This window comes from Shewanella sp. KJ2020, assembly GCF_024197625.1.
Taxonomy (GTDB): domain Bacteria; phylum Pseudomonadota; class Gammaproteobacteria; order Enterobacterales; family Shewanellaceae; genus Shewanella.
In genome coordinates, this window is sequence record NZ_JAKUKD010000006.1 from 53,724 (window position 1) to 69,162 (window position 15,439).

The following is a 15,439-nucleotide window of genomic DNA, read 5'->3' on the forward strand; positions in this document are numbered from 1 at the left end:
TGCAAATCTTTGTATATCAAAAACTAGAAGGTAACTGCCATGTCTGAACAGTCTTTTTCAAACGCTAACAAGGGTTCTGAGACGGTTAACGGCTCAGCTGCCAGCTTTGTATCTCACAAACGTTTTTATGATGATGCAAACTTCCCTAAAGGCTTTAAACGCAGTGGTGACTTTACCAGTAAAGAAGCCGAACTCCTTGAATTACATGGCTATGCCATGAAAAATCTTGCCGAAGGTAAGACGCTTCCGGTGACCGCTGATGAAGCGCAATTTGTCGAAGTCATCAAAGGAAATATCGCTCCCAGTAGCTTGTTAGAGCAGATCTGGTTAAAGTACCGCAAACTCGCACTAGGCAAACCCTTTTATGCGGTCGTTGGCACAGTACATTTGCCTGCGACTAAACCCGAGGTCGAGCCCGAAGCAGTATTTGATGTCGATATTGAAGATGATGTTCAGGATGAACCTGAACCCGAGGATAAAGAATGAAAATTAAGGTTTGCGATTAAATGCGTGGGTGGATTTTATATAAAGAAACCGCGACTCAGCTAAAACCTGAATGGTATGAAATTGAACGCCTATTGGCTGCCGCCAAAGCCGACAATATTGAATTAGAAGTTTATGCTCCGGATGAGTTTGATCTCACCGTGACGAGAGAAGACAATAAGAGTATTTTGTTAAACGGACAACCCGTTGAATTACCAGACTTTATCATTCCACGCATGGGTTCTGGCACCACCTATTTTGCATTGGCGATCATTCGTCATTTAGAACGTTTAGGGGTGTATTGCCTCAATCCGTCTAAGGCCATTGAGATAGTCAAAGACAAACTATTCTCCCAACAACTGTTGGCCGAGAAAAATTTGCCAACCCCTAAGACTATGCTGGTTAAATTCCCGGTCGATATCGAACTGGTTGAACGCCATTTGGGATTCCCCGTGGTGATCAAAACCCTGTCGGGCTCACAGGGCAGCGGCGTGTTTTTATCCCATAAAGCCCGTGAATTTGATGATTTAATGCAGTTAATTGAAGCAACCAATAAAAATGCCAATATAATCTTGCAGGAATTTATCGCCAACAGCCATGGCCGCGATTTGCGGGTCTTTACCATTGGTGGTCGGGTAGCCGGTTGTTATGAAAGACGGGGCCAGGAAGACAGTTTTAAGGCCAATGTGAGCGCAGGTGGTTCGGCGCATCCCTTTGAGATCACCCCTGAAATTGAATGGCTCGCCACACAAACGGCAAATATTCTCGATCTCGACGTTGCAGGTATCGATCTTCTGTTCGATAACGGCCACTATAAAATTTGTGAGGCCAACTCATCCCCTGGATTCGAAGGATTAGAGTCCTGTTTAAATGTCGATATCGCCGCCCAAATTTTGCACTTTATTCGTATTCGCCTTGGGATGTTCAATAAGGATGAGCCAAGCAGTCCCAAAGTGATGACGGATACGCTGAGCTCTTCGGAGCTCGGCGATCAAGCTACCCGTGATAAGGTTAACCCCTCCATTAAAAGCTAAGGCTTAATGTGACTCACATTGCGGCGCTAACGCCTGTTATCGCCGCAATCGCAATATTTAGACCTCTCTTTCCTCCCCATTTCGCGCAAACATTACTGTGAACTCATGCGCACTTTTCCTATGGTATTTGTGTATTCATGCTGCTTTTGTTTTACATCAAAAAAATCATACTTTTTTAAAACATTTTATTCACATTTTGAAATTTGCTGTTACACTCCAAAAGTGCTTTTTATGCCACTAAAGTCTGATGGTATCGTTAAATATAATAAGAAGAATGCTGGAGTCACGTTTGAAACCGAACCGCTTATTACCACTACTGGTAGCCGCATTGACAAGTACTCAAGTGCAAGCAGGCGATTTTACTATCGAACTAGGTGGTTTCTATTCACAATCAGACTCTAATATGCAAGTGACTAACCCTTCTACGGGTAATAACTTCACCTTAGATTATGAATCTGATTTGCAATTAGCTGAGAACGAATTTCTCCCATTTGTTGAATTAAATTATCACTTTAATGAACGTCACAACATCTATTTTGATTGGAAACAACTCCACCGTAGCGCCGAAACACTCGCCTTAAGTAAGCCCTTTCAGATTGAAATCAACGACACTATTTACGATATCCAAGCGGGTGGTAAGCTTAACTCTACCCTGAATATCGACATACTGCGTTTGGGCTATGGCTATGACGTATTTCAGGGCAGTAACTACAACGTTGGTGTGTCGATTGGTTTGCACACCATGTTAATCAAAATGGGATTCGAAGGTGTGATCGGCGCTTGTGCGGCGTCTGAATTGTTAAATAATGTCTGTGGCAGCCAACCGATCCCCCGTATGGTAGATGAAAACGTTACCGCCCCACTACCTGATATTGGTCTGTATGCTGATTATGAGTTTACCCCCGGTTGGGAGCTAGTGACTCACGCCCAGTATTTTTCTGTCAAACTCGATGATGTTGAAGGTGAACTCGTCGATGTGAAGTTAGGGATTGATGCGCAAATCACCTCTAGTTGGCGTATGAGCGTAGCCTATAACTATTACAAAGTGGATGTGGATATTGCCCAAACATCCGCAGAGAAACAAACCCAGGTCGCCAATTACAACATTTATTACAGCTTTATTGGACCTATGCTTTCTGTAAGTTACACCTTCTAAGCTTCAATTCACTGATAAAAAGGGCGCCGTTTGGCGCCCTTTCTACATTTCCCACGAGTATCATTCACAACTAGTTGCGACCATCTTGTTCACGTTTGGCCTTAAAATCAGACGACTCTAACCAACGAGGCCAATCTGTACTATTGGCGAGTGCTGTTAATATACTGGCTATCAAATCAAGATCTTGACTGACTCCCGCCAATGACCAATTGGGATCATAATCGTCCGCACCTTGGTGATATTTATGGGCAATATAATCGGGATCGGTATCCCCAAGACTCATAAACAACAGGCCGGGTACGCCTTGCTGGGCCAAGGCAAAATGATCTGATCTAAACATCAAACCATTTTGTGGCCGCGGATCCGCTTTGACAACTCGTCCCTGCGCCTTCGCCGCAGTGTCTAAATAATGCTCTAACTCAGAAACCCCCTCACCATAACGTAGAATATAATCAACACCTTGATTCATATTCATGCCATCAATATTTAAAAAGGCGACTATATTTTTGTTGGGCACACTGGGATGTTGTGCAAAATGCTGGGCACCAATCAGGCCCGTTTCTTCGGCGGTAAAGGCACTAAACAGTATCGACCGCGCTAATGGTGCTGTCAGTGCTTGTTGCTTAAAATAGCGCGCCAAGGCTAAGACTCCCGCCACACCACTGGCGTTATCCACGGCACCATTGATGATTTCCGGTTTGCCATCTTCTATCACTGTACCTAAATGATCCCAGTGGGCATGCATCATAACCACTTCATCGGCGCGCGTCTCACCAGGTAAAATAGCGGCAACGTTATGGGATTCTGCACGTTCAATACTGTTTTTTAAGGTCAGCTGTGCCTGTAATTTTAAAGGTTGTGCTTTAAAGTTTGGTTTAGCGGCCTGTTGCTTTAACGTGTCGAAATCCATCCCCGCCTTGGCGAAGATCTTTTGCGCGACATCATGTTGCACCCAGCCCATGACTCCCACTTGCCCTAGGTTATTATTACCATCGACCAACGTGAACTTAGTGCCCGTATTTGAATTTTGCACCACGCCCCAACCATAGGCGGCTGGAGCCGTTTCATGCACGATAAATACCGCTTCGGCTCCCTGACGAGCCGCCTCTTCATACTTGTAGGTCCAACGGCCGTAGTAGGTCATGGCATTGCCTTTGAAAACCAGGGGATCTTGAGTCGCAAACCCAGGATCATTCACTAACACTATGACGGTTTTACCTTTTACATCTATGCCTTGGTAATCGTTCCAATGGTATTCGGGGGCATTAATACCATATCCGACAAACACGACCTCACTATTATTCAGGGAGACCTTATCGACAACCCGTTGGGTTCTGGCGGTAAACTCACTGCCGTTAGCAAACTTGAGCCCCCCGATATCGAGCTGCATTTGTTGATCGGCACTTATCTTGGCCAGTGGCACAGGCTGTAAGTAGCTGTCGCCAAAACCCGGCTTAAGCCCCATCTCTTTAAAGGCTTTTTCAAGGTAGGCTATCGTCAGTTGCTCGCCTTCAGAAAGCGGCGCTCGACCACCATAGGCATCACTGGCTAAGGTTTTCACATCGGTGCGATACTGCGTCAGATCAAGAGTCTCCACAAAGGATTGTGCAGCAATGGCAGGCAGGGACAACAAAGCACCAAAGGCACCTGCTAGGATGAAATTTTTCACGACTTTCTCCCAAGTTATTATCATTCTTTGATTTTGAGGATAAACTTTATCATATACTTCACAGCTTGTGACTGGATGATCGGGATATGTTAGGCAAAGCTTGGAGCATTTCTCACAAAAGCACCCGAGCAGAGCGCAAGTCGCATTTCATCCATTTTGTTAGTCTTATTTTTATTCATTAGGGTCACTACATGTCACGAGAATTATTGCAAACCGCGGCGCTGAATCTTAAAAAAGCGGTTCCGTTAATGCTCAAACATAAAATCCCCACCACGCCTATCAATTATGCACTCTGGTATACCTATGTAGGCGAGCAAAATCCCGCATTGAATCAGCAATTAGATACTGTGATTGCCTATTACAACACTTGTCCACCGGTGAGCAGCGAACTGCTCTATCGCCAATATGTTGCCGATCCCCTTGAGTTAGATGTGCGTGAAATGCGTCAAAGCATAGAGGCCATGGTGACAGAGCTTTCCCAATCCCTCAAAGACACCAATCTGGATGCCAACGAGTTTCAATCCCGCATAGACAGCAACTTCGCCAAACTCAATCGTATCGAAGAAGAGTCCTTCAGCGTCGAGCAAGTGTTGGAACTCGTCCGCAATTTAGTCAAAGAATCCGACAATATCCGCTCAAGTACGGCATTTTTTACCGGGCAACTGCAAAAGGCGCAAACCGAAATCGATGCACTAAAGCTGAAACTCGAACAAACCGAGAAAGATGTGCTTTATGATGCCTTAACTGGCTGTTTGAATCGGCGCGCCTTCGATACCGATTTTAGCGGTATGCTAGCCCAAGCGCCCGAAGGCACTTGTGTTATTTTGGCCGATATTGACCACTTTAAGACCTTCAATGATAACTATGGCCACCAGCTGGGGGATCAAGTCCTACGGGCCGTTGCTAAACGACTGCAGGAGTCCTGTCGAGATGGGATTAAGTTATACCGATTTGGCGGAGAAGAGTTTGCGATTTTAGTACCGAAGAGCCAATTACGGATCGCCAGACAACTCGCCGAGGCCATGCGCCGTGGGCTCGAAAAACTCAGCCTTAAGGATAGAAGAAAAGACGAGCGTATCGATAATATCACCGCATCCTTTGGTGTTGCCCAGTGGCAAGATAAGCAAACTGGTATTCAACTCATTGAAAAAGCTGACAAGTTACTTTACGAAGCCAAACGTCTCGGCCGTAATCGTGTTATGCCGATCAGTAACTGATATCGTCTCCACTCCCATAGTGCAGTAGCATAGTGTAGTAGAATAGTGCAATAGATAATGCCGCCCATCGGACCTTAAGGGCGGCATTATCAATATTGGAACCATTTAAATTATTGAAGTTAATTCAGCGTATCGTGCCTGCGTTACAGGGACAGCCTGCACCACAAATCTCAGTTCAGCCCCGCCTTGAAGGGCATCGAAGGGATAACACGTAATGAGGGTTAATCGGTCGTCGTGACTGGGGGCCATAAATTCGGTCTGGGATTCGTGTACCACCTCCGTTGCCACCACTTGATAAAGAATGTCCTTCCCCGATGCGGTCTGCAGCGATAATCGCCTACCGACTGTCATCCCCTTTAAAATAGAGAAATGTGTGTCCCTGTGTCCGGCAATCACAGTATTACCCGAGTCCCCCGCCCTCGCGCTCGATAACACTAAGCCCGGGCCAAAGGCTAAGTTTCGCCCCGATGCGCCAGCAAGTACATAGAGGCTATCGTTTGAGGCCATTCGATCAAAATGGCTCACTTGGCTATTTTGCTGGAACGATAATTTCGCCACCGGATACGTATCTGCCCATGACCAAGGCTTATGGGATTGACCATCCGCTAAGGTCTTAGTCCAGGCCTGTTCAATCAAATACTGGGCAAAGTGTGCTTTAGCTTGCATATAGAATCCTTTTCCTAACAAAGTGCCACCGAGTAATAACCATCCGACTAACCACCACAACTGTGCTCGCTGCCAACGCATAGTTTGAATACTCACACCTGTGGCTTAGTCTTGAGCGCGAGCATGCTTGCCCTCTCTACCCGACGTTGCTTCAACATGGATGCAGCGAGCAACAGGGCGATAAATAAGCTTATCGCACCGAGTAATATATCGAGACGGCTTGCCGTCGCCGTCTGTGGCAGTATGCCTAATGGCTGCCAACCTAAGGGCAAATGCTGGCGTACAACCGCATCACGGCCCATGGCGTTGGACTCAATTGGCGTCAAATCCACGGCCACTAAACTGGTATAGGCACTGACTAAATGATAATTGAGGGATAAGGCGGTGATCTGCTGCTTGACCCTATCATCATTGGCACCGTTCTTACTTAGCTCCAACGCCGCGATCTGCTTTCTGGCCCAGAGTAAATCTAAGCCGGCATTTTGATTGGGGATTGCCGCCAAGTTATCCATTAATGACAGGGATTGTTGCCAGTTTTTATGCCCCTGACGGCCCGTGATCACTAACGCCTTGGGTTCACGTTGACCACGCTTAAGGCTGACGAGCACAGGCTCACCTTGGTAAAGATCGGGAATCGGCGATGGCCAGTAATCGGGGATATTGCCATCGTCAAAATGCACTTGAATATCGGTTAATACTGGGTACTGGATTTTATTCAGTAGTGCACTGATCTTTTGGTCTACCTCCTCTACCTTGCCAATATAGGTAAAAGTACCGCGACCCAGTTCCGCCGCCCTTTGCATAAAATGTGAATTAGGCGCAGAGCCAATGCCCACAGTAAACAAGCGGCTATCGCCGATTTGATAACGGATTAAATCAAATAGGGCTTGTTCATTGCCCACAGAGCCATCTGTCATAAAGATCACTTGCCGTAGGGACTGCGTTTCTTGAGTAACATCTTGATGATTTGTCGCCAATGCCGCATTGAGCGCCAATGCCATTTCGGTGCCACCATCGGCCTGTAGGCGATTAACAAATTGACGGGCACGGGCTAAGTTCGACGATGTAGCCGGAAGTGATGCCGGTGATAACTGTGACATCTGGGAGTTAAATTCGATGATGTTAAAACTGTCCTGGACTGTTAACCCATTTAGGGCATACAAGAGTGCATTTTTCGCCTGTACTATGGGATCCCCCGCCATAGAGCCAGAGGTATCTATCACTAAAATTAATTCACGGGGCAGACGCATCTGGGAATGATTATCCGCCTTAGGCGGTAATACCATGACTAAGCTGTAACTGTCTTCGATAGCATTCCCAGCCCCTTGGGACAAAACATCACTTTCATTCTGGTGGGTTTTCCCCCTTTGGTTAAACACCCAAGCGAGGGGACTATTGCCCTGTTTTAGGCGCCACTGCAGCACAAAATCACGGTTTGCAGGCACAGAATTAACGAGCGACACAGTGGTTGAACCATGCTCTTCATTGAGTTTGATTTGATAATATGGACTTTCAACCGCACGGGTCTCGACGCCCTCCCCCAGATCCACCCAAATATCGGCCTTAAGCTCAGGGGAATTATCCCCATCAGCCCCGCGAATAGGGGCAATAATTCTCTCGGCATCAAACACTTGCACACTGGTCACTCGGTCATTATCACCGCCATTATCGGCTGTATTTCCAGGGATATAACGCGGCGCCACGACCAAGGGAAACCGTAGACTAAACAAACCATCTTCATATTTAATGGCTTCTTGATAGCTAATTTCGACCACTAATTGCTCGTCAGGCGCCAGATTAGCCACTTCGGTCGTGAACATATTGGGCCGCTCCTGACTCACTAAGCTCGCTCGCTTCCCCTCGGCTTTGGCTTGCTCAAAGCGTTGTTTTGCCTCGGCCCTTGGATGAATTTGGCCTTCGATAATGCGCTGACCTATATGCAACCGGAGTGAATCCACCGCAGCCTCATTCGGTAAAGGGAACAGATATTGGCCATTGAGCACAAATTCGCTGTTGTTGTGAAAAATTTGCTTAACGCTCACCCTATTACTGAGTCCTGATACACGCATCGACACCTGTGTGTCTAAAGGTAAGGAAGGCACTAAGGCACCATTGGGATTTTGGTATACCAAGGTGCCTTGAGTCACATCTTGATAATCGAATAGCGATGGCTGCTGCAGTGCCCCTCCATTCTGCATTGACGGCACATTACCGGACTCAAGTCGCGTCCCGGGGCTATTGGGTGAAGCCAGCACTACAAAGGGTAAACACCAACAAATCGCGACGGCTATCATGAGTGTTGCAACGGCTTCACTGACTTCTTTAACTCTTTTCCCTGTGGTCATCACAAAGACTCCCTGATCTTAAATATGCTGATATTGAATACAGTTTTTCCCCCAATGAAAAAGGCGCTAACGGCTATTTGGCGGCATGATTTCATTAGGAAAACATTGAATGAGGCTATTAAACACAAGTGAAATGGCATAGCAGGGGATGGAAAATGGCAATGCGAATATCAATTGTGGCAACAAAATGGCAATGGCATTCGAGGCCTTTTTTCTCGGATAAAATCCTGTATAGTCACGAAAACTTAATCCCAGCAGTCAATAGGAATCGGGTTCTATGAAACGTATCGCCATAGTGGAAGATGAGGCCGCCATTCGCGAAAACTATAAGGATGTGCTGCAACAGCACGGCTACAGCGTACAAACCTATGCCGACAGACCCTCGGCCATGCTGGCGTTTAACACGCGTTTACCGGATTTGGCGATTATCGACATAGGCTTAGGCAACGAGATCGACGGGGGTTTTATGCTGTGCCAATCCCTGCGGGCCATGTCCAATACCTTGCCCATCATCTTTTTGACCGCCCGCGACAGTGATTTTGATACTGTGTGTGGCCTGCGCTTAGGCGCCGATGATTACTTAAGCAAAGAAGTCAGCTTTCCCCATTTGACCGCCCGCTTAGCCGCGCTGTTTCGCCGCTCGGAATTGGCTGCCAGCCAAACACCAAAGGAAAACCTGCTCGAACGCGGCCCACTGACCATCGATGCTAACCGGATGCAGGTATATTGGGATCAACATCCCATCGAACTGACTGTCACCGAATTTTGGATGGTGCATGCCCTCGCCAAACACCCTGGCCATGTGCGCAGTCGCCACGAACTGATGCAGGAGGCAAAAATTTTCGTCGATGACAGCACCATAACCTCCCATGTAAAACGCATTCGTAAAAAATTTATGGCAGCTGCACCAGAGTTTGACTGTATCGATACCGTCTACGGCATGGGTTATCGCTGGGATAGCCTTGCTTAACATGAGCCTTGCTAAATCAAGCCGCTATGGGATGTTAACCTCTAATTTATGACACGTTTTCCCTTCGGTCTTCGTACCAAAGTCATTGGCCTCAGCCTGTTTTTACTCTGCCTACCTTGGCTGGGATATCAATATGTGTGGGAGATGGAAAAATACCTACGCCACGGTCAGGAGCGCACCCTAGAAGGCACTACCCAGGCATTGGCCACCGCCCTGCACGAACGCCCAAAACTGTTCGATGGCCAAGCGAGCTTCTTAAAACAGGTGGAAAAAAGCCGCGATCTCTATGCCTATCCGCTGGCGGGGGCGATTTTACTCGATGGAAAACTCAATGAATGGCAGGAATACCAACATAGGTTTATCCAATACGGTGAGGCGCACCAAATTATGCGTGCCGATCCCAACATACCGCTAACCTTAAGTTTCACCCATATGGTTGGCCAGTATGAAGGTTATCTGTATGCCTTCTTTCAAGTGGTTGATCCCACTTTAGTTTATCGCGGCAAGAATGCCCTGAGCGTCGATAGAAACGATCATCTTTCCATCGCCACCCTCGCCCCCGACAATCAATTCAAGCGTTATATTGTCGCTACAACTCAACCCGGCTGGATCAGCGCCTTCGAACTGCCCGCCAATCCTAAGCAGACAGTGCCCGTCACTCCAGAGGTGCGCATTCAAGGGCAATGGGCGGCGACGGATGTGGGCTATAACATTGAACTGCGGATCCCCCTCGATATGGTGGGGAGCAAACTCGGCTTTGCCATCAATGATGTGAATGACAGTAAATACCGCGATGTCAGCGCCATTGTGGGCACCTCCGCCCTAGACACGGTCGATAAACTGGGGACTGTCCTAGTGCCCTCACCTGAAATTGAAAGTATTATCAAAGGGATGAGCCATTACAGCTCGCGGGTTTGGGTGGTAGATAAGCACGGCCGCGTACTGGCAAAATCCGGCGATATTCGTGCCAATAGCAGCGTCTGGACCCGTACCTTAGAAGATGAGGCATCAAACTCCCTGTGGGAGAGTTTCAAGCGCAACTACCTGCATCCGCTTTACTATAAAATTCTTACTAAGCCACCGCAGGATTTTATCGACTCACTGCAGGATTCCACCGAACTGGACGGCAGCCATATTCGCAAGGCTCTCGCGGGGCAGCAAAGTTCGACGTGGCGCTTGACCCCAGATAACAAGGCTGTGGTGCTTGCAGCCGCCAGCCCTATTTGGATTGATAACAATGTATTGGGTGCCGTCGTTGCCGAAGAAACCACCCACGGCATTCGCACCCTACGCAACCGAGCCCTGGAAAAGTTGTTTAACGTGATTTTGACCATTATGAGCATGGGCACGCTGGCGCTGTTTTTCTTCGCCTCGAGTATCTCTAACCGCATCCGCAAACTGCGGGATGAGGCAGAAAATGCCATCGACAGCCAAGGTCGAGTCCGTAATCACCTTAAGCCCTCTAAGGCACGGGATGAAATTGGCGATCTCTCCCGCAGTTTCTCCAGTATTGTGGGGCGCCTAGGTCAGTACACCCATTACCTTGAGAACATGTCGTCACGCCTGTCCCATGAGCTACGCACGCCCGTTGCGGTTGTACGTTCATCCCTTGAGCATTTAAATCTGCAAACCTTAGATAAAGATACCCAGAAATATGTCGATCGCGCCCAGGAAGGTGTCAGTCGCCTAAGCATGATCTTAAATAATATGAGCGAAGCGACTCGCCTAGAACAGAGTTTAACCCAGGCCGATATCACTAAGTTTCCACTCTCCCAAGTAGTCAGCGGTTGTATGCAAGGCTATCAAATGACCTATCCAGAACAACACTTTAATGTCAAAGTGCCCGAGCAACCACTGATGATGCAAGGCGTGCCCGAATACATTGCCCAGTTGATGGACAAACTTATCGCCAATGCGCTTGAGTTCTGTGATACGGGCAGCGCCATCGAAGTCACGCTTACTCAAGTGGGCAAGCAAGCAACCTTACTTATCAGTAACTTAGGACCAGAACTCCCAAGTGATATGTCGGAGCAGATTTTTGACTCTATGGTGTCGGTGCGGATAAACCAAGCCCAAGATAAACCCCATCTAGGACTAGGCTTATATATCGCGCGATTGGTCGCCGAGTTCCACCAAGGACAAATCCTTGCCCGAAACCGCAGCGATCATAAAGGGGTAGATATCCTAGTCACGCTGCCCTTAAATTAAGAGTCACACTGCCTTTAAATTAAGAGTCACTTTGCCTTTAAGCCCAGCGTCATAACCTAAAGACCGAACGGACTACAGCCAATAACATGAGTCAAACTCATCATCGCGCCGCCTGTCATTTCTGCGCGCAGATGCTAAGATGACCGTCATAACAATAGATTAGATATCTCCAATGGTTCTTCTCCAACATTGTTCAACCTATTCGTTCAACCTATATGCCAAGGTAATGATCCAATGACAGATAAACACCAGCTCGCCACCCAAATTGTCAGCTTAGGTCGAGACAAAAAATGGACTAAAGGCGTGATCAATCCACCGGTATTTCGCGCATCGACCATAGTATTTGACACTATGGAAGACATGCGCCACGCCGCCAAAAACAAGACCAATGGCGAGATGTTTTATGGCCGCCGCGGCACCCCAACCCATTTTGCCTTTCAAGCCGCCATTGCCGAGCTTGAAGGCGGTGTAGGCACCGCACTGTTCCCTTCAGGCGCAGCGGCGATCAGCGCAGCACTGCTGTCATTTTTAAAGGCGGGCGATCACCTGTTAATGGTCGATAGCGTGTATGAGCCAACGCGGGATCTCTGTACCCATATTCTCGGCGGTTTTGGTATCGAAACCACTTACTACGATCCGCTGATTGGCGCAGGGATCCGCGACCTGATTCGCCCCACTACTAAGGTGTTGTTTTTAGAGTCTCCCGGCTCCATCACCATGGAAGTACAGGATGTGCCAACCTTATGCCGTATCGCCCACGAATATGGGCTGATAACTATGCTCGACAACACTTGGGCTTCGCCCATCAATAGCAAACCCTTCGAGATGGGCGTGGATATTTCTATTCAGGCGGCGACCAAATATATCGTCGGCCACTCGGATGTGATGATAGGCACTGCCACAGCCAATGAAAAATACTGGCCACAATTGCGTGAACGCAGCTATTTAATGGGGCAAACCACCTCCCCCGATGATGTTTACCTTGCCGCCCGCGGCCTGCGCACCTTAGGCGTGCGTATGGCGCAGCATGAAAAAAATGCCCTCGAGGTCGCCAACTGGTTAAAGACCCGGCCAGAAGTGGATCATCTACGCCACCCCGCCTTTGAGACTTGCCCCGGCCACGCGTTCTTTAAACGCGACTTTAGCGCCTCCAACGGTTTGTTCTCCTTTGTGTTGAAACAAGGCGATGTCGATGCGGTCACCGCACTGGTTGAAAATATGAGTCACTTTAAGATGGGCTTCTCCTGGGGCGGCTACGAGAGCTTGATTTTAGGGATTTTCGGTATTGAAAAAATCCGCTCTGCAACACAGTGGGATGCGAGTAAGCCGTTAATTCGCTTGCATATTGGGTTAGAAGATCCCGCGGATTTAATCGCGGATCTCACGGCAGGGTTTGAACGCTTTAATGCGGTGCTGGCGGCTAAAGCTAATTAAGATGCAGCTAGGTGCTAGGTGCTAGGTGCTAGGTGCTAGGTGCTAGGTGCTAGGTGCTAGGTGCTAGGTGCTAGGTGCTAGCAGAATATCAAAACCAAAAGGGGCGGAATGTGTATTCCGCCCCTTCTATTATTTATCTAAACATTTTTCTAAAAACTCTTCTAAAAACAACCTATTTTCCTAAAGATGGCAAAAGCGCCCACACCTTAGGCGGCAAAGATTAATTGCTTTTAGTTCCCACGGTTAGCGCGGGATCGACCCAAGCCTGCGAGCCATAGAGCGGCACAGTAGAGAGCGCATGTTTATGGCTGCCGTTGGTCTCTTTAGTCGAGTAGGACAAATACAGCAGAGTCTGATTTTGCGCATCATAAATCCGGCGCACTTTTAATGACTTAAAGAGAATACTCAAGGACTCAGTGAATACCACTTCCCCGTGTTTTCCCATATCAATCTTAGCCATATCTGCTGGTGTAATCGGCCCAGTTTGGCGGCAGCTGATCCCCATATCGGAGGGATCGGCAAAATCTAAATTCGCTTCAATACGGCTAATATGGCAAGTCACCCCGGGGATTTTAGGATCCTGCTTAGCATCGATAATCACATCCTTAGTCGTGAACAGCCCTAAACTGACCTTACCCACATCATCACCACAGCCAGTCACAAATAGCACCAGAGTGGCGGCCATTGCTGTTTTTAATCGAGTTATCATCTTAATATCCCTATAAATCATTGTTTAACAAATAGCTTTTGGGCCCAGCGAGTAAGACCAGCGGTGACTGAACCAAAATGGTCGCCAACCACGACCGGAATGTTGGGGTAGCTCCCGGCAATTTTACCGTATATTGCAGGGCTTCGCGCCGTGCCGCCGGTGACATAAATAACATCGGGTAGACATTCTACCTGAGCAGCATCACTAGACAAGGCGTCTGGGGATAAGCCTCGCTCAGCTAAAGTGTTAGCCGCTTGACTGAGTGCTTGGTGCATCAGGGCTTCGACTTTCATTAGCGAAGGCTCGATGGCACTTTCAAACAACTGACGGCTTACCGCCGCTCGCAGGGCCGCCTCGATAAAATCGAGTTCAATTTCAGTCTTATCCTGATCCGATAGGACAATTTTGGCGCGTTCCGCCAAACGTACTAGCTGATAGCTTAATTGCTGGCGCTGCACTTTTAATAGCCGCAGCAGTAATTGTGGCTGCTCGGCTTCTTTGATCAACTCATCAATCAATTTACGCGTGCTTAGGGTCGCAAACTCACGTTGGGCACTGATATCATTGACGGCCACCGCATTCCAAAAAGGGTTACTCGGCATAGGCTTACCATTGATCATCAAGGAGCCTAAGCCAAAATGCGGCATAAAAGCATTCATCGCTAGGGCGATATCCAGATCATTACCGCCGATCCGCTGGCCACTGTGGCCTAGGCAATCGGCGGTGCGATCCTGCGCCATGATATGGGAGGGGCCCATCTTAACCACAGAGCAATCCGTCGTACCACCGCCCACATCGACCACCAGCACGGTTTTATCTTCCTTAAGGCTTGCCTCATAATCCATTCCCGCGGCAAGGGGCTCAAACAAGAATGCGACCTCTGAAAAGCCGGCCCGTGTTGCCGCGAGGGAAAGAATGGCTTCGGCCTGACGATTACTCTCCTCGCCACCTATGCCTTGGAAGTTCACTGGGCGGCCAATCACCGCATGGGTGATGGCCTTAGCGCCTGAATCAAACATGCCCCTTTGGGTTAAGATCGATTCGGCCCGCACTTTAATGTGCTGCATCATCAGGGTGACAATATCTTCAAACAGGGCAATTTGTTCGGGCCTGAGTCCCGTTGCGCCCAAAAAGGATTTTGGCGAACGGACATAAAAACCTTCTTCGGGCGTTTCTAGATAAGCTTTTACCGCTTGCTCGCCCACAAATACTGCTTGAGTGTCGGGGTCAAGATCCAGTTCATGGCGTACCATGCGGGCACGGCTCAATTGTGCGGCACGTTTTTTGGCATAATCGGCTTTAAATTCAATAGGAAGTGCTTGATACACGGCCTCGGCGATAAGCTCCCTGTCCATCGCATAGAGTGTCGAAGGTAAATAAGTGGAATCCTCTGATAAGGGTAATAGTTGCACACTCTCCCCCTGCATAATTCCAACGGCACAGTTGGCACTACCATAATCAAATCCGACGAACATACCTTCACTCCCGCGATAAAAAGCCGAGCAAGGTAACATAGTTTGCCATAATGCCCAAGGCGTTTTGTCGGTC

Annotated in this window: 12 protein-coding genes; 7 read left to right on the forward strand and 5 right to left on the reverse strand. The window is 48.2% G+C overall.

What is annotated here, in order from left to right; genetic code table 11:
• Positions 1-39 precede the first annotated feature (39 nt).
• From MJO46_RS03695 to MJO46_RS03705, 3 genes are all read left to right on the forward strand, one after another.
• Complete coding sequence (locus MJO46_RS03695; RefSeq protein WP_253988166.1) at positions 40-486, forward strand: DUF413 domain-containing protein; 447 nt, start codon at positions 40-42, stop codon at positions 484-486.
• Positions 487-506: 20 nt separating this feature from the next.
• Entirely contained in the window at positions 507-1,517 is a 1,011-nt protein-coding gene (locus MJO46_RS03700) for a RimK family alpha-L-glutamate ligase (protein WP_253988167.1), read from the forward strand.
• Between the two features lie 274 nt (positions 1,518-1,791).
• Positions 1,792-2,673, forward strand: coding sequence for a DUF481 domain-containing protein (locus MJO46_RS03705; RefSeq protein WP_253988168.1), 882 nt, complete (start codon positions 1,792-1,794; stop codon positions 2,671-2,673).
• 70 nt (positions 2,674-2,743) lie between these two features.
• Here MJO46_RS03705 and MJO46_RS03710 read toward each other — a convergent pair whose 3' ends face one another.
• Positions 2,744-4,366, reverse strand: coding sequence for a M28 family metallopeptidase (locus MJO46_RS03710; protein WP_253988169.1), 1,623 nt, complete (start codon positions 4,364-4,366; stop codon positions 2,744-2,746).
• Between the two features lie 167 nt (positions 4,367-4,533).
• On the opposite strand from MJO46_RS03710, the gene MJO46_RS03715 reads away from it, so the two are divergent.
• Positions 4,534-5,559 (forward strand): GGDEF domain-containing protein, encoded by a 1,026-nt coding sequence (locus MJO46_RS03715; protein WP_253988170.1) that lies wholly within the window; start codon positions 4,534-4,536, stop codon positions 5,557-5,559.
• 105 nt (positions 5,560-5,664) lie between these two features.
• Here the strand turns inward: MJO46_RS03715 and MJO46_RS03720 are convergent, their stop codons facing one another.
• Together MJO46_RS03720 and MJO46_RS03725 are read right to left on the reverse strand one after the other, a co-directional pair.
• Entirely contained in the window at positions 5,665-6,306 is a 642-nt protein-coding gene (locus MJO46_RS03720) for a class GN sortase (RefSeq protein WP_253988203.1), read from the reverse strand.
• Between the two features lie 11 nt (positions 6,307-6,317).
• On the reverse strand, positions 6,318-8,570 hold the full coding sequence (locus tag MJO46_RS03725; protein WP_253988171.1) for a marine proteobacterial sortase target protein: 2,253 nt from the start codon (positions 8,568-8,570) through the stop codon (positions 6,318-6,320).
• A 277-nt stretch (positions 8,571-8,847) separates the two neighbouring features.
• Here MJO46_RS03725 and pdsR point away from each other — a divergent pair, with 277 nt between their 5' ends.
• The 3 genes from pdsR (at position 8,848) to MJO46_RS03740 (ending at position 13,182) form a co-directional block, all read left to right on the forward strand.
• Positions 8,848-9,540, forward strand: coding sequence for a proteobacterial dedicated sortase system response regulator (pdsR, locus tag MJO46_RS03730; protein WP_007648493.1), 693 nt, complete (start codon positions 8,848-8,850; stop codon positions 9,538-9,540).
• Positions 9,541-9,588: 48 nt separating this feature from the next.
• On the forward strand, positions 9,589-11,748 hold the full coding sequence (gene pdsS / locus MJO46_RS03735; protein WP_253988172.1) for a proteobacterial dedicated sortase system histidine kinase: 2,160 nt from the start codon (positions 9,589-9,591) through the stop codon (positions 11,746-11,748).
• A gap of 234 nt (positions 11,749-11,982) precedes the next feature.
• The gene (locus MJO46_RS03740; RefSeq protein ID WP_253988173.1) at positions 11,983-13,182 is read left to right on the forward strand and encodes a cystathionine beta-lyase; all 1,200 of its coding nucleotides are present in this window, start codon (positions 11,983-11,985) and stop codon (positions 13,180-13,182) included.
• Between the two features lie 220 nt (positions 13,183-13,402).
• Here the strand turns inward: MJO46_RS03740 and MJO46_RS03745 are convergent, their stop codons facing one another.
• The gene (locus tag MJO46_RS03745) at positions 13,403-13,891 is read right to left on the reverse strand and encodes a CreA family protein (protein ID WP_253988174.1); all 489 of its coding nucleotides are present in this window, start codon (positions 13,889-13,891) and stop codon (positions 13,403-13,405) included.
• Between the two features lie 17 nt (positions 13,892-13,908).
• Positions 13,909-15,366 carry a molecular chaperone gene (gene yegD, locus MJO46_RS03750; protein WP_253988175.1) on the reverse strand — a complete coding sequence of 486 codons (1,458 nt, stop codon included), beginning with the start codon at positions 15,364-15,366 and terminating at the stop codon, positions 13,909-13,911.
• Positions 15,367-15,439: the final 73 nt, after the last annotated feature.